17 protein-coding genes are annotated in these 18766 nt (G+C 58.3%); 7 read left to right on the top strand and 10 right to left on the bottom strand.

The features are described 5' to 3' along the window. Positions 1 to 138 precede the first annotated feature (138 nt). Genes DUT91_RS15315 through DUT91_RS15305 form a run of 3 tightly spaced genes read left to right on the top strand, consistent with a single transcriptional unit; the run spans position 139 to position 2835 of the window. Entirely contained in the window at positions 139 to 1230 is a 1092-nt protein-coding gene (locus DUT91_RS15315; RefSeq protein ID WP_114441404.1) for a fatty acid desaturase family protein, read from the top strand. A 40-nt stretch (positions 1231 to 1270) separates the two neighbouring features. Further along, positions 1271 to 1585, top strand: a complete 315-nt coding sequence (locus DUT91_RS15310; RefSeq protein WP_114441403.1) for a MocE family 2Fe-2S type ferredoxin — start codon at positions 1271 to 1273, stop codon at positions 1583 to 1585. Then, positions 1582 to 2835: an NAD(P)/FAD-dependent oxidoreductase gene (locus DUT91_RS15305; RefSeq protein WP_200834980.1), complete on the top strand. Its 1254-nt coding sequence runs from the start codon at positions 1582 to 1584 to the stop codon at positions 2833 to 2835. Before DUT91_RS15310 ends, DUT91_RS15305 begins: the two co-directional genes overlap by 4 nt. A 202-nt stretch (positions 2836 to 3037) precedes the next feature. Here DUT91_RS15305 and DUT91_RS15300 read toward each other — a convergent pair whose 3' ends face one another. Together DUT91_RS15300 and DUT91_RS15295 are read right to left on the bottom strand one after the other, a co-directional pair. After that, positions 3038 to 3733: a spermine/spermidine synthase domain-containing protein gene (locus tag DUT91_RS15300; RefSeq protein WP_114441402.1), complete on the bottom strand. Its 696-nt coding sequence runs from the start codon at positions 3731 to 3733 to the stop codon at positions 3038 to 3040. A gap of 113 nt (positions 3734 to 3846) precedes the next feature. Beyond that, positions 3847 to 4743, bottom strand: coding sequence for a LysR family transcriptional regulator (locus DUT91_RS15295; RefSeq protein WP_245419741.1), 897 nt, complete (start codon positions 4741 to 4743; stop codon positions 3847 to 3849). Between the two features lie 150 nt (positions 4744 to 4893). Here DUT91_RS15295 and DUT91_RS25835 point away from each other — a divergent pair, with 150 nt between their 5' ends. After that, positions 4894 to 5043 (top strand): hypothetical protein, encoded by a 150-nt coding sequence (locus DUT91_RS25835; protein ID WP_160113660.1) that lies wholly within the window; start codon positions 4894 to 4896, stop codon positions 5041 to 5043. Positions 5044 to 5189: 146 nt separating this feature from the next. Here DUT91_RS25835 and DUT91_RS15290 read toward each other — a convergent pair whose 3' ends face one another. From DUT91_RS15290 to cyoA, 6 genes are all read right to left on the bottom strand, one after another. Continuing rightward, complete coding sequence (locus tag DUT91_RS15290; RefSeq protein WP_114441401.1) at positions 5190 to 6047, bottom strand: alpha/beta fold hydrolase; 858 nt, start codon at positions 6045 to 6047, stop codon at positions 5190 to 5192. A 919-nt stretch (positions 6048 to 6966) separates the two neighbouring features. Continuing rightward, entirely contained in the window at positions 6967 to 7731 is a 765-nt protein-coding gene (locus DUT91_RS15285; RefSeq protein ID WP_114441400.1) for an SURF1 family protein, read from the bottom strand. A gap of 62 nt (positions 7732 to 7793) precedes the next feature. Next, positions 7794 to 8198, bottom strand: coding sequence for a cytochrome o ubiquinol oxidase subunit IV (gene cyoD / locus DUT91_RS15280; protein WP_114441399.1), 405 nt, complete (start codon positions 8196 to 8198; stop codon positions 7794 to 7796). Next, positions 8195 to 8827, bottom strand: a complete 633-nt coding sequence (gene cyoC / locus DUT91_RS15275; protein ID WP_114441398.1) for a cytochrome o ubiquinol oxidase subunit III — start codon at positions 8825 to 8827, stop codon at positions 8195 to 8197. Before cyoC ends, cyoD begins: the two co-directional genes overlap by 4 nt. Positions 8828 to 8831: 4 nt before the next feature. After that, positions 8832 to 10835 carry a cytochrome o ubiquinol oxidase subunit I gene (cyoB, locus tag DUT91_RS15270; protein WP_114441397.1) on the bottom strand — a complete coding sequence of 668 codons (2004 nt, stop codon included), beginning with the start codon at positions 10833 to 10835 and terminating at the stop codon, positions 8832 to 8834. Between the two features lie 15 nt (positions 10836 to 10850). Next, positions 10851 to 11999 carry a ubiquinol oxidase subunit II gene (gene cyoA / locus DUT91_RS15265; protein WP_425373805.1) on the bottom strand — a complete coding sequence of 383 codons (1149 nt, stop codon included), beginning with the start codon at positions 11997 to 11999 and terminating at the stop codon, positions 10851 to 10853. Between the two features lie 445 nt (positions 12000 to 12444). On the opposite strand from cyoA, the gene DUT91_RS15260 reads away from it, so the two are divergent. From DUT91_RS15260 to DUT91_RS15250, 3 genes are all read left to right on the top strand, one after another. Continuing rightward, a complete protein-coding gene (locus DUT91_RS15260) occupies positions 12445 to 13815 on the top strand; it encodes an MFS transporter (RefSeq protein WP_114441396.1) in 1371 nt (456 codons plus the stop codon). 357 nt (positions 13816 to 14172) lie between these two features. Beyond that, positions 14173 to 14973 (top strand): carbon-nitrogen hydrolase family protein, encoded by an 801-nt coding sequence (locus DUT91_RS15255; RefSeq protein WP_245419740.1) that lies wholly within the window; start codon positions 14173 to 14175, stop codon positions 14971 to 14973. Positions 14974 to 15496: 523 nt separating this feature from the next. Next, entirely contained in the window at positions 15497 to 16384 is an 888-nt protein-coding gene (locus DUT91_RS15250; protein WP_114441395.1) for an alpha/beta fold hydrolase, read from the top strand. A 157-nt stretch (positions 16385 to 16541) separates the two neighbouring features. Here the strand turns inward: DUT91_RS15250 and virB11 are convergent, their stop codons facing one another. After that, entirely contained in the window at positions 16542 to 17576 is a 1035-nt protein-coding gene (gene virB11, locus DUT91_RS15245) for a P-type DNA transfer ATPase VirB11 (protein ID WP_114441394.1), read from the bottom strand. 10 nt (positions 17577 to 17586) lie between these two features. Further along, complete coding sequence (gene virB10, locus DUT91_RS15240; protein WP_114441393.1) at positions 17587 to 18759, bottom strand: type IV secretion system protein VirB10; 1173 nt, start codon at positions 18757 to 18759, stop codon at positions 17587 to 17589. Between the last annotated feature and the right edge of the window lie 7 nt (positions 18760 to 18766).

Raw genomic sequence — 18766 nt, 5'->3', positions numbered from 1 at the left:
TCTCCCTTGTGAGGAAAAACATCAATGGTGAAGTACCATGATGATATGTTTTGATGGAAAATATCATCAACTCATTGAGGCCGTCAACCGTCGCGGGTAATCTTCATGCTGGCCGGAAATGCAGAGGGAGGAGCTCTCATGAATGCCGCACCGACGATCCGCGATTACAGCCTGATCGGCCGTGATGCCCAAGCCGCCGTTGCAAACGGGCTTGCCGCCGCCGAATGGTATCATACCGATCTTGCGCGCAAGCAGATGAAGGAGCTGATGAAGCGGAGCGACGGCCCGGCGATCCGCGACACGCTCGTCTGGCTCGGCTGCATGATGTTTTTCGCCGGGCTCGGCATCGCACTCTGGGGTACGTGGTGGTGCGTGCCGTTCTTTCTTGCCTATGGCGTGCTCTATGGCTCAGCATCGGATTCACGCTGGCACGAATGCGGGCATGGAACGGCATTCAAGACGCGCTGGATGAACGATGCGGTCTACCAGATCGCCTCCTTCTTCATGATGCGCAACCCGGTAACCTGGCGCTGGAGTCACGCAAGGCACCATACCGATACCGTCATCGTGGGTCGTGACCCCGAAATCGCCGTGATGCGCCCCCCGGATCTCCTGCGTCTTGTGCTCAATTTCTTCGGCCTGCTCGACGTCTGGCATGCTCTCGGCGATATGGGGCGCAATGCCTTGGGCAATGTCAGCGCGGAGGAGAAGACCTTCATCCCTGAACAGGAGCAGCACAAGGTGGTGCGGATCGCGCGCCTCTGGGTGGCAATCTATGCGGCCACCATCGCGCTCGCCATCTATATGGGATCATTCCTGCCGCTGGTGCTGATCGGACTGCCCCGGCTCTACGGCGCCTGGCACCACGTGCTGACCGGTTTGCTGCAGCATGGCGGGCTCGCCGACAACGTCACCGATCACAGGCTTAACAGCCGCACGGTCTATATGAACCCGATCAGCGGCTTCATCTACTGGAACATGAATTATCACGTCGAGCATCACATGTTTCCGATGGTGCCCTACCACGCACTGCCGAAGCTGCACGAGGCGATAAAGCACGACCTTCCGGCACCGAACACATCGATCTGGAACGGCTATCGGGAGATGATCCCGGCCTTCATCCGGCAACTGCGCAATGAGGAATATTTCCTCAAGCGCCAATTGCCGCCAACGGCCAGGCCATACAGGGAAGAGTTCCATAGCGACGCCATTGCTGCGGCAGCGGAATAGCCCGATCGCCATCGTTTTCCAGCAGAACGGGAGGAAACAAATGAGCAACTGGATAGAAGCCTGCGCCGCTGACGATATTGACGAGGAGGACGTTATCCGTTTCGATCATGACGGACGGACCTTTGCCATCTATCGGAGCCCCGACGATGAATATTTCGCCACCGACGGCGTTTGCACGCATGAGCAGGTCCATCTGGCGGATGGCCTCGTCATGGACGAGATCATCGAATGCCCGAAACATAATGGCCGCTTCGACTACAGGACGGGAGAGGCCAAGGGCGCTCCCGTCTGCGTCAATCTGAGGACCTATCCGGTGAAAGTGGAAGCCGGAAAAGTCCTCATCGCAATCGGATGACGGCGATGGACACGGGAATGGTCATCATCGGCGCGGGCGAAAGCGGCGTCAGGGCTGCGTTCGCGCTGCGCGAGCACGGGTATGCCGGTCCGGTGACACTGATCGGCGCAGAGCGCCATCTGCCCTATGAGCGGCCGCCGCTTTCCAAGGAGGCGATGGCAGCAGATGATCCGCAGGCAAAAACCATTGCGGATCACCAGAGGTTGGTCGAACACGGCATAAACCTGATCTCGGAAACGACGGCAACGGCGGTTGACCGCCATGCGCGTGCGGTACGACTCGGCGATGGGTCCAGCCTTGCCTACGAGCGCCTGCTGCTTGCCACTGGCGCCGCACCGCGCCGCCTCCCCTTCGACCATGGGCCTCGCATGGCTTATCTGCGCACATTCGACGACGCGCTGGCAATCCGCCGCCATCTGCGTCCGGGCCGCCCGATCGCCATCATCGGCGGCGGCTTCGTCGGGCTTGAACTTGCCGCCGCAGCACGTCGACTGGGCGCGGAGGTAACGCTGATCGAGGCGCAGTCGCGCATCCTCAAGCGCGGTGTGCCGGAGGAAATCGCCGCGGTGATTGATGCCCGTCATCGTGCAGAAGGGGTGAAACTCATCATAGAAGACGGCATTGCCGATATGAGCGAGAATAGCGCTTGTGTCGTCATTCAGCTGACGAGCGGCAGACGCCTGGAAGCCGATCTCGCCATCATCGGCATCGGTGCTGTTGCCGTCACCGGCCTGGCGCAGGCGGCGGGGCTCGCGATCGACAATGGCATTGCCGTCGATGAATATTTGGCCACCAGCGATCCGCATATCTTCGCGGCCGGCGATTGCTGCTCGTTTCCCCTCGCACTTTACGGTGGCAGGCGGGTGCGGCTCGAAGCCTGGCGCAATGCTCAGGAACAGGGGACGCTCGCCGCAAAGAACATGCTGGGCATGGGTGAAGACAAGGACGGGGGTGAGCCGCATCGTTTTGTGCCCTGGTTCTGGTCCGACCAATACGATCTCGGGCTGCAGATCGTCGGGCTTTGCGATGAAGGCAGCCATGTCGTACGTCGCGATATGGATAATGGTGCATTCATCCTGTTTCATCTCGCCCACGACGGCAGGCTCGTGGCGGCAAGCGGCATCGGCGCCGGAATGACGGTTGCCAGGGATATCCAGCTGGCGGAAATGCTGATCGCCAAGGGTGTGAGACCGGATGCTGAGAAGCTTGTGTCACTGGCGACAAAGCTCAAGACGCTGCTTGCAGCATGAATTCACCCCATACGAAGGCTTGGCTCATAAGAGTGTCGCTTGCACAGATAAGGCGCGCCTGCCACTGGGCTTTAACACGGCTTTCGCCTCTTCCGTATCTCGCTTCCACGTCGCCAGGAGCAAACAGGCCCGTCAGATGAGCATTGGTTCGCAGGCGGCAATGTCGACACAAGCGCCGTTGAACCCATATCGCCGGAATGCCCTAGACCGCGGAAGGGCCGGTCGCGGAGCTGGTCGCCAGCCACAAGACATGGCGGGCACCACCGCGCTTACCATTGGCACGCACATTCACCTCTTCGGCGGCGAAGCCCGCCTCGCGCAATCGGCGTGTAAAAGCGGCATCCGGCGCGGATGACCAAACGGCAAGTACGCCGTCTGCGCGCAGGGCAGCACTGGCGGCGCGAAGACCTTTGAGATTATAGAGGCTGTCATTGGAGGCGCGCGTCAACCCATTGGGTCCGTTGTCGACATCGAGCAGGATAGCGTCGTAAGCGGCTTTCTTCGATCGAATCAGAGCGCCGACATCACCGACATGGATAGTGACGCGTGGATCGTCGAGCGTGCCTTCGTGGAGATCAGCCATCGGTCCGCGTGCCCAATCGATGACCGCCGGAATGAGTTCGGCGACCACGACACCGGCATCGTCGGCCAGTGCACCCAGAGCTGCGCGCAACGTGAACCCCATACCGAGACCACCAATCAGCACGCGGGCATTTTTCCGGCCTGCAATCCGCTTGCAGCCCAGCGTAGCCAATGCCTCTTCCGATCCGCTCAGCCTGCTGTTCATCAACTCGTTCGAGCCAAGCATGATCGAATATTCATTGTCGCGCCGTTTCAAGCGCAGCTCTCCGCCATCACCGGGAATGGTTGCACGATCTAGCTGAATCCAGGCAATCATGGGGGGCTCTCGTTGCGTCGTTCAGATCCCCCTAACATGGACGTGATGTCGAAGGCATCACATTATCGATGAACCAGAGAAAATTGGGCCAAGGCATCAGGTGATGTCCGCGCTCAATTTGGCGATAGATAATCGGCCATGAAATCCAGAAAGGCCTGAACTCTGGGGCTGAGAAATCGGCCCCTTGGCATGAGCACCCACAGCGAAATCGAGCTTGCGCGATTGACCTCGGCGAGAATTTCGATCAGTCGACCGTCTTGAACCGCCTGCCCGACCACAAAATCTGCCAGTCGCACGATGCCATGTCCTTCAATAGCCATGTCGAAAAGCATGCCGACATTGTCACAGGAAAATGAACCTTTCGGCAAAAACTGAACCACTCCGTCTTCCGTTGCAAGGGACCAGGTCGTCGCCGGAACCTGGCCCGACAGCGCAAGGCAATTGTGTTGGGTCAGATCGTCCGATGAACGCGGCTCGCCATAGCGCTTCAGATAGGAAGGAGCAGCGCAGATCAGCCGGCGGCCGCGCGCCAGTTCGTGAACCACGAACTCCGCTCCGGCCGATGGGCTCCCCCGAATAATGATGTCGGCCTGCTCGCTGACCGGATCAACAAGCCGATCAGTCAGACTGAGGTCAATACTCACCTCCGGGTAGCGTTGTAAAAAGGCTGGCACGGCATGCAAAAGCGTTTGCCGGGAAAAACCGGTGCTTGAGTTTATCCTCAACAACCCTTTCGGTCGCGCCCGCGACGAAGCTACGTCCGCCTCGGTTCTCTCGATCAAATCCAGCACCTCATACGCCCGTTCTAGGTAGAGCGAGCCTTCAGGCGTCAGGGCAAGCCTGCGCGTCGTGCGTGTCAGCAGCCGCACGCCAAGCCTGTCTTCCAAACGAGACATTAACTTGGAAAGCGCGGATGGGGTTACGTTCAGATCGTCGGCAGCTTTGGCGAACGAACCGAGCTCAACAATGCGCGTGAACGCTTTCATATCGGTGGAAGCGGGCATATTCATGAAGTCCAGTCATGAGTGAGGCATCGGGATAGCTGATTATCAACTGCGCAGGCTATGATATCTCGAGTCCGGTTGTCCAACCGCAACTCACGGTCACGATCATGCCCCCCGATAAATTCTCCTATCCGAAACCTGAAAAAGTCATCCCAATTGACTATGATCACTATCGTGCGCTGGCTGCAAACCAACGACGTCGCGCCATTGCCTCCCTTTCTCGCCGATGGCGTCGCAATATTGGGCGTTTCTTCCGACGAATATTTTCTTTCCGGTGATTTCGTGAACCTTCTGCTGACCGCCTGAACGCCCCGCGGGGATTCGGGTTCAAATGCAGACAACGATGTGAGTCCTACCGGAATGGTCCCCCTCGGGAAACTCGACGTTGCCATGCGCGTTCGCCTCGCGGAAGACCGCATAGCGGCCGCCCATGATCGAAGAACGTGTTGACGTCAGAGCGTTGCAGCGAACCGCCTGATATGCTCAGCGATCACGCCTCCTTGTTCTTCGAGAGCAAAATGGCCGGTGTCGAGCAGATTGAAATCGACGGTCTCCAAGTCCCGGCGATATGGATGAGCACCCGAAGGAGGGAAAATAACATCGTTCTGGCCCCAGACAATCAGCGTCGGCGGCTGATGCTTCCGAAAATATGCCTGCCACTGAGGATAGAGGTCAGGATTCGTTCGGTAGTCGAGCAGCAGGTCGAGCATGATTTCTTTGTTGCCGGGGCGATTGACGAGAGCGCGCTGGAGCACCCAGCTGTCGGGACTGATCATTGTCACGTCCTTTACGCCATGCGTGTAGTTCCATTCCAGTGCTTCATCAGAAATCCCCGCCTCGCGAATCTTCTGAAAATTCTCCGGCGACGGCTCCTCCCACAAGGCACGGACCGGAGCCCAGAAACTATCCGGCAACCCTTCGTCGTAAGCATTGGCGTTTTGAACGATCAGGAATGTTACCTTCTCGGGGCGCCTGGTTGCTACGCGGAAGCCAACCGGCCCCCCGAAATCCTGCATGTAGAGGGCGTATTTCTCGATCCCGAGCTTGTCCGTGAATCCGTCGATGATGTCAGCCAAGTGGTCGAACGTGTAGGCGAATTCGGAGTTCGACGGCATATCGCTATAACCGAACCCCGGATAGTCGGGCGCGAGGACATGAAACCGATCAGAGAGTTGGCCGATCAACTCGCGGAACATGAACGAAGATGCAGGGAACCCGTGTAGCAAGAGCAACACGGGTAGATCGTGGCTTCCCGCCTCCCTGTAGAAAATCTTGTGCCCGTCGATTTCGATGGTGCGGTAGTACGTCATCACTATCTCCTTGCGTGGACCAGATGCATGGGTTTCGTTCAGAACGATTGGTGGCCAGGGATTCTTGGCTATGGCTGCACCTCCACTGCCAATCGTGGTCCCATCACCAGCCATATGGTTTTAAATTGAAACCGTCTATTTGATACCAAAGAGAGTTTTATATTGCAACCATTATTGCGAAGCCGCGGAACGATGATCGCCCACGCCTGAGAGCATCGACGATTTCGGTGGTAGGGAAAAACCAGCTGGTTAAATCAAACCAGTCATAGGAACGCTGGATGCCCAACGGCGAGGCCGCTGGTTCCAATCGGGGACCGGTGGTCACTGCTTATCAGCCGTGAAGCGTTCGACGAACTGCGCCGTTTCGGAGAGTTTCAGAGGCGCATTGGGAATGAGGCGCTGCGAAGCCCGTTGGTTTGTAACACCTTCATTCAAACGAAAGAGCCAGAGACCGGCATAACCTAATCCCTGGCTCCCGGAACCGAGAACCGGCTCCACATGGTGTTAGCGGAACATGTGAAGCCGGCGGCCACCTTCCATCGGCAATCATGGTGGCGGCGAATACAACTATCGAATACCCATGACGGTTCCACAAAAGTGGCATCAGAACGGGCTGGCCATATCGGCCATATCATTGAACAACAATCGCAGATTGCCCCGTCCGCTACAGCTTCAGCCTGGAACGGATTGAGCTTGTCTCAGGCCCCACGAGCCTTGCCTTGAGCGATCATGGCTGCAGCCAACGTTCAGGATCAGGGAATTCATCTCGGGCATCATTTTGGCGCGCGCAGGCCAGACATTCATTCCATCGCGCCATCCGGTTCTTACCCATCTTTCCCGTGCTCAGTCATCATTCTCGGTCGCTGAGGTCAATCGAGTCGCCCCTCCCATAGCGAGCTGGGTCAGACCAATCTTGAATTCAAGAATGCAACTGTAATCCAGACCGGCGCCCGACGGCATAGGCTGCCCCCGCGCTCATGAGCGCCAGCAGATACCAGGTAATGGCATAAACCAGATGAGTGTTGCGGAAGTGGACGACCGTCAGGCCCCCAACCGGCAGGCCGCCGGGATTTTTCGTGGCGTCGGCATCGATGAAGTACGGCGCGACATTTTGAAGATGCTGGGCTGCGGCGATTGCCGCAACGTCACGGGAGTACCAGCGGCCCGCTTCCGGATCGTTCGAACGCAGGAAGGCGCCGTCCGGCTCGCTCATGCGCAGAAGGCCATTGATCGTGACGCTGCCTGCAATTTCGCTGCCGGCGCGAGAGGCCGTGGCGCGACGGTCTGCCGGGACGAAGCCGCGATTGATGAGGATAGTCGCACCGTCCGGCTGATGAAGCGGCGTCACCACCCAGAAGCCGGCACCCAATGCGGTCACCGCCTGAACCAGCACCTCCTTGCTGTAATCGAAGCTTCCGGACGCCGTGACATGCCGGTATTCGTCTCTTTCCGCCGTAAATTTGTCCCAATCGGACGGCGCGGGCACGGTCGCCGCATGAATACGGGCATCGACACGCGCGATCAGGTCGAGCTTCCAGAACAGCCGCTGCACCTGCCAGGTGCCCAACGCTAGAAAAACAGCCGTCATAAACAGCATCGCCCCCGTCATGATGAGCCGCGTGCGGCGCGAACGGCGGGGATTTCCCTCTCCCGCCTCGCCGGTGGAAGTGCGGTTCACGGCCATGATCCCGCCTCCAATTTTAGCCGCATGATCTTTTCGAAAGCCTGCAATTTTGAGATCATGCCCTATGGCATGTTCTTCATCACCTCTGGCGACATGGGCATCATGTTATAATTGAGATGATGCATAACCCAGAGCGAGCCGGAGAGCAGAATGCCGACAAGCACGAGAGTGAAGATCAGCGCCATGACGGTCCAGCCGCCCTCGGAGCGCGGATTCATATGCAGGAAATACACCATGTGAACGATGATCTGCACGGCCCCGAGCCCCATGACGAGAACCGCCGTCAGGGCCTTGCTCTCGATGATGCCGCTCATGACGAGCCAGAAGGGAATGGCCGTCAGGATCACGGACAGGACAAAGCCGGTCATGTAGCCTCGGAAGGTGCCGTGGCCGGCCTCATGGCCATGGCTATGACCATGATGCGTATCTGCCGCGTCCTGGGCGGCGGCGTGGGGATGCGAACTCATCCGAGGACTCCCATCAGGTAGACGAAGGAGAAGACGCCGATCCAGACGACGTCGAGGAAGTGCCAGAACATGCTGAGACACATCAGGCGGCGCTTGTTCTCGATGGTCAGCCCGAACTTCGACACCTGAACCATCAGCGTAATCAGCCATACGATGCCGAAGGTGACATGCAGCCCATGGGTGCCGACCAGCGCAAAGAAGGAGGAGAGGAAAGCGGAACGTTGCGGACCGGCGCCCTCATGGATCAAATGGTGGAATTCATAAAGCTCGAGCGCAATGAAGATCGCGCCGAACACGCCTGTGACGGCGAGCCAGCCGAGCGTCCGGGCCTTGGCGCCTTTTTCCATCCAGAGCATGGCGAAGCCATAGGTGATGGAGGAAAAGAGCAGCATCGCCGTGTTGACGGCGACGAGCGGCAGGTCGAACAGGTCGACCGGCGACGGGCCCGCCGCATAGTTGCGGCCAAGCACCCCGTAGACGGCGAAGAGGACCGCGAAGATAAGGCAATCGCTCATCAGGTAGATCCAGAAGCCCAGCATGGTGCTGCCTTCGGGATGGTGCTCGTCCGTCTGATAGAATTCCGGAACGTCGGTTTCCGGAGTGGCCAGATGGGTACGTGTTTTACTCATCGTTTCAGTTCTGTCCCGCGAGCAGTCTGGTGCGCGCGTTCTCGGTCGCGGTCACGGTTTCGGCAGGGATGTAATAGTCCCGGTTGTAGTTGAAGGTATGGCCGATCGCGACAGCGATCATCGCGACGAAGGAAATGATCGCCAGCCACCATATGTGCCAAATCATTCCGAAGGCGAAAGCGATGCTGATTGCGGCGAGGATAGCGCCCGTGCCGGTATTCTTCGGCATGTGGATCGGCCTGAAGCCTCCCAATGGGCGTTTATAGCCACGCTTCTTCATGTCGTACCAGCAATCGAGATCGTGAACGACCGGGGTAAAGGCAAAATTATACTCCGGCGGCGGCGAAGACGTCGACCATTCCAGCGTACGCCCATCCCACGGGTCGCCCGTCAGGTCGCGCAGCGCCTCGCGATTGCGGATGCTGACGAAAAGCTGAACGAAGAATGCGGCGATGCCAAGCGCGATGAGGCCCGCGCCGATTGCGGCGATGACGAACCAGATCTGCAGCGACGGATCTTCGAACTGGCTCACGCGGCGCGTTACACCCATCAGTCCGAGGACGTAAAGCGGCATGAAGGCGACGAAGAAGCCGATCTGCCAGAACCAGAACGACACCTTACCCCAGAACGGGTCCAGCTTGAAGCCAAACGCCTTCGGGAACCAGTAGTTCAGGCCCGCGAACATTCCGAACAGCACGCCGCCGATGATGACGTTGTGGAAATGGGCGATCAGGAACAGCGAGTTGTGCAGCACGAAATCAGCCGGCGGGATCGCGAGCATGACACCGGTCATGCCGCCGATGACGAAGGTCACCATGAAGCCGACCGTCCACAGCATTGGCACGTCGAAGCGAATGCGGCCGCGATACATGGTGAAGAGCCAGTTGAACATCTTCGCGCCCGTAGGGATCGAAATGATCATCGTGGTGATGCCGAAGAAGGCATTCACCGAAGCGCCGGAGCCCATCGTGAAGAAATGATGCAGCCACACGATATAGGAGAGGATCATGATCACGCAGGTGGCGTAGATCATCGAGGTGTAGCCGAACAACCGCTTGCCGGAGAAGGTTGAAACCACCTCGGAAAAAATCCCGAAAGCCGGCAGGATGAGGATGTACACCTCCGGATGGCCCCAGATCCAGATGAGGTTCACGTACATCATCGGGTTGCCGCCAAGGTCGTTCGTGAAGAAGTTCGTGCCCACGTAACGATCGAGGGCGAGCAGTGCGAGCACCGCGGTCAACACCGGGAACGAGGCGACGATCAGCACGTTGGTGCACAGCGACGTCCAAGTGAAGACCGGCATCTTCATGAAGGTCATGCCCGGCGCACGCATCTTCACGATCGTCGCTATCAGGTTGATGCCTGAAAGCGTCGTCCCGATGCCCGCCACCTGCAGGCCCCAGATGTAATAATCCACCCCGACATCCGGACTGTAGGCGATGCCGGAGAGCGGCGGATATGCCAGCCAGCCGGTTTTGGCGAACTCGCCGATGAACAGCGAGAGCATGATGATGATCGCGCCCGCCGTGGTCATCCAGAAGGAAAAATTGTTGAGGAACGGGAAGGAAACGTCGCGCGCGCCGATCTGCAGCGGGACGACGTAGTTCATGAGGCCCGTGACGAACGGCATCGCCACGAAGAAGATCATGATCACGCCATGGGCCGTGAAAATCTGGTCATAATGGTGCGGCGGCAGGTAGCCTTCGTTGCCGCCGAAGGCGATTGCCTGCTGGATACGCATCATGATGGCGTCAGAGAACCCACGCACCAGCATGATGATCGCGAGGATCACATACATGATGCCGATCTTCTTGTGATCGACGCTGGTGACCCAGTCGCGCCAGAGCGCCCCCCAGAACCGGTAATAGGTGATGAGACCGAGAACGGCGATGCCGCCGATCATGACGCCGATGAACGTCGCGACAAGAATCGGCTCATGATATGGAATCGAATCCAGGGTCAACCGGCCGAAGATGAACTTCATAAGGTCAGGGTTTGAAAACATTGTCATAAACCTTGATTATCGGAGGATCGTGCCGGACGAAACCTGGCTCAGATCGTCATTTTTGGCCTTGCCGAGGAATGGAAAAGACGAGCGGCTTTGCGGGGGCAGAACCACGCTGCCTCCCGGGCCGGCACCTTCCGGTGTGCATTGCGAAAGCAGGAAGGGACGCGACTGGCCATTGATGGCTCCCCATTTGCGCTCCCGGTCATAGGTCAGCCGGAGAACGGTGTTTGCCGATTCCTTGCCGCCTCCGCCCCCGGCGTCGATCATGGCCATTTCCTTCATGCACATTTTCGAGGGATCGACGCACATGTTGAGGATCGCATCGTAGAGCCCGCCATCGACCGCCGAATAATAACGGACCGGTTCCTTCTCGCTGGGTTGTTCCAGTTCCTGATACGCGGTCCGCGTGAGGCTCGTTCCCTTTTGCCGCACAGAGGCGACCCAGGCATCGAAACCGGTTTTGTCCAGGCCCTTGAAGGTGAAGCGCATATGCGAGAAGCCGCGGCCGCTGAAATTGGTCGAAAGCCCTTCATAGTCGCCCGGCTTGTTGATGACCGCGTGCAGTCTCGTCTCCATGCCCGGCATGGCGTAGATCTGGCCCGCAAGCGCCGGGATATAAAATGAATTCATCACCGAGGAGGCGGTGATCTTGAAATTGATCGGCACGTCGAGCGGCGCAGCCATCTCGTTCAGGCTGGCAATGCCATATTCGGGATAGATGAACAGCCATTTCCAGTCGAGAGCCACCACTTCCACCGTAAGCGGCTTCACATTCGCGGCGATCGGGCGGTCGGCGCCAATGCGGTCGAGCGGGCGGTAGGGATCGAGCTTATGGGTGCTCATCCAGGTGATCGCGCCCAGCGCAATGATGATGGCGAGCGGGGCCGACCAGATCACGACCTCGAGCCGGGTCGAATGCGACCATTCCGGATCATAGTGCGCTTCGGTGTTGGACTGGCGGTACTTCCACGCGAAAAACAGCGTCAGGAAGATGACCGGCACGATGATGATCAGCATCAGTGCCGTCGAAACAAGAATCAGGTCCGCCTGCTGCCTGGCGATATCACCGGAGGGGGACATGACGACCATGTTGCAGCCGGACATCAGCGGCAGGACGACGAAAGCGAACAATCGTCCGACGGTTTTGGGGTGCATGAACATCTTGCGCGCTCGTATTCTGTTCGTTTCGATCGCAGTAGCGCCAACGCCGCTCTTGCGGAATGAGGCGGTTGGCCGCATTGCAGCAATTTATTGCACCGCAGCACCCACCCGGCTCCGGTGAGTCACCGACTGGATACCCGTCCCCGCTATCTGCCGCCGGTGTCCTAATTTTGAATTCCACGCCTGATCACGAAAAATTCAGAATCGAATGGCAGTGACAATATTGAATCCGGTGTCATTTTGATTCGAAGTGCGAATCGCAGAAATGATAGTAAAATCAAAGAGAACTTCTCACCTAACGACACATTTGGCAAGTTAACACAGAATTTCCGCCTGGCTAGATACTTATCCCGTCTTGCCAACGGCTTTTTGCCGGATGATTCCTTGATCTTTCACGATCTTTGTCCGACATTACCCACCGGTGGATGCAGCAGCAGGAGAAGTCATGAGCACGGTCGCCAATCTCGCGGGGGCAGGGCCCACCTCCTCGGACCTCGAACGGGATGCCCGCCGCATCAACGACGGCAAGATTTCGCCGGGCAGCATCGCAATAGGTGTGGTGATCGCTCGCCTGTCGGAGTTTTTCGATTTCTTCGTCTTCGGACTCGGTTGCGTTCTCGTCTTCCCGAAACTGATCTTTCCCTTCGCGCCCGATCCGACCATCGCCATGATGATGTCCTTCGCGATTTTTTCGCTCGCTTTCCTGGCGCGACCGGTGGGCACGTTCGTCTTCATGTGGATCGACCGCCATTACGGGCGTGGCACGAAGCTCACGATTGCACTTTTCCTCCTTGGCGGCTCGACCGCCTCGATTGCCTTCATGCCGGGATTCGACACGATCGGTTATTGGGCGGTGGCACTGCTGGCGCTGTTCCGGCTGGGGCAGGGTTTCGCGCTTGGCGGCGCGTGGGACGGGCTGTCATCGCTGCTCAACCTCAACGCCCCGAAGAACCGGCGCGGCTGGTATGCGATGCTCCCTCAGATCGGCGCGCCCATCGGCTTTGCGCTGGCGAGCATCCTCTTCTGGTATTTCATTTCCAATCTCTCGGAAGCTGATTTCCTCTCCTGGGGCTGGCGTTACCCGTTCTTTGTCGCCTTTGCGATCAACGTAGTGGCGCTGTTCGCCAGGCTGCGCATCGTCGGAAGCACGGAATTCGGTGTCGCGCTGGAGGCCAAGGAACTGGAGCCCCGCCCGATCTTCGAGATGCTGAGCAAGCATGCCAGCGATGTGGTGATCGGCGCATTCGTCCCGCTGGCAAGCTTCGCGATGTTCCATCTCGTCACGATCTTTCCCTTGAGCTGGGTAACACTGCATGGCGGCCAGCCTGCTACGCGATTTCTCTGGGTGCAGGTTGTAGGCGCGGCCGTCGGCATCGTCGGCATCGTGCTCTCCGGGCTGATCGCCGACCGCATCGGCCGCCGCAGCCAGTTGATGATCGGCGCGCTTATCATCGCCATCTTCTCGTTTTCCGCCCCCTACCTTCTCGACGGCGGCAGCATGGAACAGGACGCCTTCATCATCATCGGCTTCGGCATCCTCGGCCTCTCCTTCGGCCAGGCGTCGGGCGCAGCCGCCGCGCGTTTCGATCAGCGTTACCGCTATACGGGCGCCGCGCTCACTTCCGATCTCGCATGGCTGGTGGGTGCCGCCTTCGCACCACTCGTGGCACTCGGGCTTGCCAGCAGCTTCGGCATCATCTTTATCGGCGGCTATCTGATTTCCGGCGCAATCTGCACCCTCGTGGCATTGAGCCTCCCCCGCATACTCGACTACGGCCACGAGCCGGTTCGCCGTAAGCGGAAATCAGCCAGGTAACTTTTCCCCTTCATGCCGATGACGATCAGCATGGGGCAAGTCGAGCTTCGGTCGCCCGGCTCCGACGTCATCGTCCAGGAACTCGGATCCGCCGCTTTGCGCGCCTTTCCTTGAAAACGTCCGTTGCGTGGGGAGAACGATCATAGTGCTTTGAGGCCTTCGAAATGTCCGGATAGTCCTTCGCCGCATAGAGCGAACGATCCTCGGCTCGGTGGATATCCGAACTGTATGCCCCAATTTCCCGAACCCCAATAATGCGGCATTATGGAGCAAGTGCCACAAAGATGAGTCAATTATTTATAGTTCTCAAGTCCCTCATAACCGGCGACAATGGACGCCTAGTCTGGGAAGCCGAACGTGAAGATTGCTGCAGCCCAAACCGTTGTATCGAGCGACATAAGTGCGAACGGCAACGCTATTCGGCAGGTTCTGTCGGATGCCGCCAAGGATGGCGTGAGGCTGGTCACCTTCTGCGAGGGCGCTCTATCGGGATATTCTAAGGCTCAGATTGCCGATCCTGATGACTGGCTGTCCTTCGATTGGAAGATGCAGGAAGCCGAGCTTTGTAGCATCGCCGCCGTCTGCTCTGAACTCAACATATTCGCCGTAGTCGGCGGAGTGCATAGGCTTTCCGTAGCCGACCGACCCCATAACAGCCTATACGTGATCTCGGCAGAAGGTGATTTGCTGACGAGATACGACAAGCGATACCTATCCAACAGCGAGATCAATGACTGGTACACGCCCGGTACAGACCCGATCATCTTTGAGATCGAAGGCTACCGTTTCGGTTGTGCAATCTGTATCGAGTGTCAGTTCCCCGAAGTGTTCATGGAATATGAGCGTCTCGGCGTGGATGCTGTCCTATTCTCATCCTATGGAATCCCGGAGCCTTTCCAAATAGCTCTCCGCGCCCATGCGGGCCTAAACTGCATGTGGATTAGTGCCTCGACACCTGCGCAAAAGGCACCAAAAGGACCTGCTGGAATTGTCGGCCCCGACGGCAAGTGTGTGCGCTTTGTGAGTCTTCAGCGACTTCCGGCTACTCCGTCTCGATATTGGATCGCGACGATCCAGTGTACGACATCCCACTCCGAAAGGCCCGCCCTTGGCGGAGCAGCGCACGTAAGGGTGAAATTTATCGGGGAAAGACGGTGATCGATCCCAGAAGCCGCGGCAGAAGCCAATACTGAATACCCGAGAGGCTACTCCTGTTGACGCCCAATTAAGGTTTCGTTAACGAGTTAGCGCATCTTTGATCGACAGATGTCGAGCAACCTGGCCTTCCAGAGCCATGTTCAGATCGATACGAATAGAGCGCTGACCTTCCAATTCCGTCTCTCCGACGAATCTGTCCGCCTATGTCCCGCGTATCAAAATGGAAAACCTGAACATGCTCCAGAAGCGCACTCACTCACGCCAGCGACACCATTGCTGCGCGCCGGCAAGTGCGTCAACAATCCAGAACGATGCCTCCCTTAGTTCCCAAAGGCTTTCATGGGCGCGCGGTTGAAATCGTCGCAACGGCCTTTCATTGCGCCTCCGTGTCGGAACCCAACGGTGCAGGCGTTGTCCGGCATGGAACCCCTACCACATAAAACGTGTTGTGTGGTTATCTTAAACCAACCCCAATAGCTACCTTAACCGGGTTCCGAATACGGATAGCAGTCCAGGACGTACGATGCTCACCGTCAATAAAGCCAAACACCACACCATCAACGTGGACGGAGTTGATCTTTTCTATCGTGAGGCAGGGCAGCGCGACGCGCCGGGCCTGCTTCTTCTCCATGGCCAGCCTTGCTCCTCATCCTACTTCCGCCACGTCCTCGGCCCTTTGGCCGAGATTGCTCACGTGATCGCGCCGGACTTGCCAGGCTTCGGCTTTACTGAAGCCCCCGACGAATACGAATACACCTTTGATGCCATGGCTCGAACAATCGACGCTCTGACGCGCAAAATCGGGATGAAGCAGTTCTTTCTCTACGTCCACGATTTCGGTTCGCCGGTGGCCTATTCCCTGGCGCTGAAGTACCCTGAACGCGTACTCGGACTGATCATTCAAAATGGCAACGCCCATGAGGAGGGCATTGGGTCAGCCTGGGATTTGGTCAGGTCATATTGGGCGGACCCCACCCCCGGGAACCGCGCGAAACTGCCAGAATGGCTTAACGCCGAGGGCGTGAAACATACTTATGTCGGTGACATTCCAGATCGCCTCATACCTCTTTTTGCGCCGGATGGCTGGCATCTGGATTGGGAGCGAATGAGCCAGCCTGGACGCGTCGAGATTCAGTTTCGCATCTTCGAAGACTATAGCTCGCACGTGGAGCGCTTCTCCGAATATGCGGCCTATCATCGCGATCACCAGCCACCCGCGCTGCTGCTTTGGGGTCGGCACGATCCATATTACGAGATTGATGAAGCTTTCGCCTACGCGCGGGAGCTCGACCGCATCGACATGCATATTTACGACGCAACACATCTCCTGCTCGAAACGCACCATCACGAATGCGCGGCACTGATGCGCGACTTCATTATCAATGTGCAATCGGACGAGCCAGTCGGCTAAGGGCTGCTCTGGGACGAGCCGGTCTGACCGCTTTCCACCCAGTTGGTGCCTTTCACGCCTCGGCGATCGTAGACGTAAAGCGGAGATTGATTTCCGACAGAATCGCGCCGGACAACTGACCGGCAGCTTAGAGGTTTGAATTTGCAGAAGCGGACCTTCAAGCCTCCACAGATATTGGCAGATCTCGCATAGAGATCCGTCGGTTACTCGGCTCGAAATAAATTTCCGTCACGCGAAATTGCCCATCGACACGCTTGCATTGGACGACGACGTCAACAGCCGTTTTCAGCAGGTGACGAATATCGTCACGCTCCAGGTCCTGCCCACCCTCGGATTCCTTCACAAGAAGCGTCAACTGCTCGAATGCGAGTCTTGCGGAGTCAGCGTGCACAGTGGTGATTGAGCCCGGATGCCCTGAATTCACATTGCGGATATAGTAGAATGCCGTCCCGTCGCGCAACTCCTGCAGCAGGATGCGATCGGGACGCATGCGCAGGCAGGATTCCAGAAGTTCCTTGGCGCCGATCCTGGCAAGTCCCTGCCCGCCCTTCGAGTATAAAAGCCGTACATGGTTCGGCTGCGGGATAATGAGCTCCGGTGTGTCCTCGATCGAAATGATCCGCTCATCGTCCGGAATATGGCAGACAAGCGCCTTGGAAAGGGTCGTCTTGCCCGACCCCGTGGCGCCGGAAATTATGATATTCTTGCGCACGAGCACCGCCTTTCGCAGGAACTGCGCATAAGCGCCATTCCGATGCAGATCGATGAGGTCCCTGTCCGCGGCGGTCGCATCGCCAATGGGCACTATGTCAGCGAAGAGCCCACCGCGCTCCAGCTCATCGAGACTCAGTGTCAGGGACGAAGGCTTTCGGATGGTGATGCTGACCGTGCCCTTGCTCGTCGCCGGCGGAATGACGATCTGAATACGCTCATCGCCAGGAAGCGTCGCCGACAGGATTGGACGCGTCTCATCGATCGATTGATGGGAAAAGCTTGCCACGGCCCGAGCCAGGCGCATCAGCTTCTCGAATGTCAGTTCCGGTGCGTCAAGGGTCCGCCACCCGCCGGGGCCTTCGGTCAGCACTTGTCCGGGCCGATTCACAACCACTTCATAAAGGGAATCGTCTTCAAGAAACGACGCCAGGGGCGCCAACAGATCCCTGACAACCCCGGCATCGGCACCTTCCGTCATGGCCCCTGCCCTATTTGGTCACAAGCGTCGACGGTGGCGCGAAGTCGCCCAGCACCGCACGGTCGAAGACACGGTTCCTCGCCTCCGTTATACGGAGCCTGTAGACCCCTGAGAAATCGAGATCGCGCGCCACGAAGATCGAGACCAGCTCGCCCTGGTGTTTGTTGAGCGTTGGTGGGATGTTGATCGATTGCTCGACCGTGATCGCCGCGGCCTGCTGGCCTGCGCTTGTGGTTTTCTGCGCATCGACGGCGCTGTCCTGCAGGCGGCGGCTGGCGTGACTCGTGGCGTCTCCCACAATGGAAAGGAGAAGCGCACTGCCGAAACGCTCCCACCAATGGGTATCGACATTGCCGTCGACGCCGGCCCGACCGAGCGTATCCGTCGCCGGCGAGGCGAGCGTGACGATAACTCCGGTCGGGGTTTTCGCGCGGTTCCAGAGGACGAACAGACGCCTCTGCCCGCGCTGGAGGCCTCCGCGATACTGGCCGACGACCTGGGTACCTTTTTCCATCAGGATCACCCGGCCATTATCCGACAGGACATCCCGGTTGATCACGCAACGCGTGAACCCGGGTTGATCCGACGCCATCGCCGTTTCCAGGACACAGGGTATCGTGGTGCCCGTGGCGACGATAAAATTCCTGTTGCCAAGCATGCCGGCGCGCGATCCCTCAAGCCGGGTCGGCCGCAGCATCCCGTCAAAACGCTGTTCGTCGGCGTTGGCCGTGTTTTGACCCATCATGTTTCCATCGAGCGGCAGAAAACCGCTTTCCGTCGATGTGGCGGGTTCTTCGAGCGCGCGCTGCGACGTCATATTTTGCCTTCCGCTGCTAAAGGCCATGACCGGTGCCCGGCGCGCGGAGTCGAGCAAAGGATCTTCCTCCCTCACCTCCTCGGCTATGACGGGTGCTGGCAGTTCCACTTCCGGCCTGGCTTTGACAGGTTCCACCTTTTCCTTGGCGGGCTCGAAGTTCGTCGTCTGGCGAATGACCACCTGCTTGGGCCGTGGCGCATCCAATGGCGTCTTCTCGCCGCTCATCGACCAGAGCGCAAAGGCGACGAAAGCGACGACAGCCAGCGCAACGCCGCCCCGCTTGACCACAGGGTTGTTGTCGATCTGCCTGCCGGCAACGGTCTCAGCGCGTTCGCCCGGTATGCGGCTATCGTCGTCTGGAGCCATGGCAGCC

This window comes from Paramesorhizobium salinisoli (assembly GCF_003335045.1).
In the GTDB taxonomy this organism is placed as follows: Bacteria; Pseudomonadota; Alphaproteobacteria; order Rhizobiales; family Rhizobiaceae; genus Paramesorhizobium; species Paramesorhizobium salinisoli.
The sequence above is the reverse complement of the archived record's forward strand: the minus strand, read 5'-3'. Positions and strand labels throughout refer to the sequence as shown.

Bases quoted from the DNA above. Each gene is read 5' to 3' on its own strand.
- DUT91_RS15300 (WP_114441402.1), bottom strand. From the start codon at position 3,733: ATGATTGCCTGGATTCAGCTAGATCGTGCAACCATTCCCGGTGATGGC.
- DUT91_RS15260 (WP_114441396.1), top strand. From the start codon at position 12,445: ATGAGCACGGTCGCCAATCTCGCGGGGGCAGGGCCCACCTCCTCGGAC.
- cyoA (WP_425373805.1), bottom strand. From the start codon at position 11,999: ATGTTCATGCACCCCAAAACCGTCGGACGATTGTTCGCTTTCGTCGTC.
- DUT91_RS15285 (WP_114441400.1), bottom strand. From the start codon at position 7,731: ATGGCCGTGAACCGCACTTCCACCGGCGAGGCGGGAGAGGGAAATCCC.
- virB11 (WP_114441394.1), bottom strand. From the start codon at position 17,576: ATGACGGAAGGTGCCGATGCCGGGGTTGTCAGGGATCTGTTGGCGCCC.
- DUT91_RS15290 (WP_114441401.1), bottom strand. From the start codon at position 6,047: ATGACGTACTACCGCACCATCGAAATCGACGGGCACAAGATTTTCTAC.
- cyoD (WP_114441399.1), bottom strand. From the start codon at position 8,198: ATGAGTTCGCATCCCCACGCCGCCGCCCAGGACGCGGCAGATACGCAT.
- DUT91_RS15305 (WP_200834980.1), top strand. From the start codon at position 1,582: ATGACGGCGATGGACACGGGAATGGTCATCATCGGCGCGGGCGAAAGC.
- DUT91_RS15315 (WP_114441404.1), top strand. From the start codon at position 139: ATGAATGCCGCACCGACGATCCGCGATTACAGCCTGATCGGCCGTGAT.
- cyoC (WP_114441398.1), bottom strand. From the start codon at position 8,827: ATGAGTAAAACACGTACCCATCTGGCCACTCCGGAAACCGACGTTCCG.
- virB10 (WP_114441393.1), bottom strand. From the start codon at position 18,759: ATGGCTCCAGACGACGATAGCCGCATACCGGGCGAACGCGCTGAGACC.
- DUT91_RS15295 (WP_245419741.1), bottom strand. From the start codon at position 4,743: ATGAATATGCCCGCTTCCACCGATATGAAAGCGTTCACGCGCATTGTT.
- DUT91_RS15310 (WP_114441403.1), top strand. From the start codon at position 1,271: ATGAGCAACTGGATAGAAGCCTGCGCCGCTGACGATATTGACGAGGAG.
- DUT91_RS15250 (WP_114441395.1), top strand. From the start codon at position 15,497: ATGCTCACCGTCAATAAAGCCAAACACCACACCATCAACGTGGACGGA.
- cyoB (WP_114441397.1), bottom strand. From the start codon at position 10,835: ATGTTTTCAAACCCTGACCTTATGAAGTTCATCTTCGGCCGGTTGACC.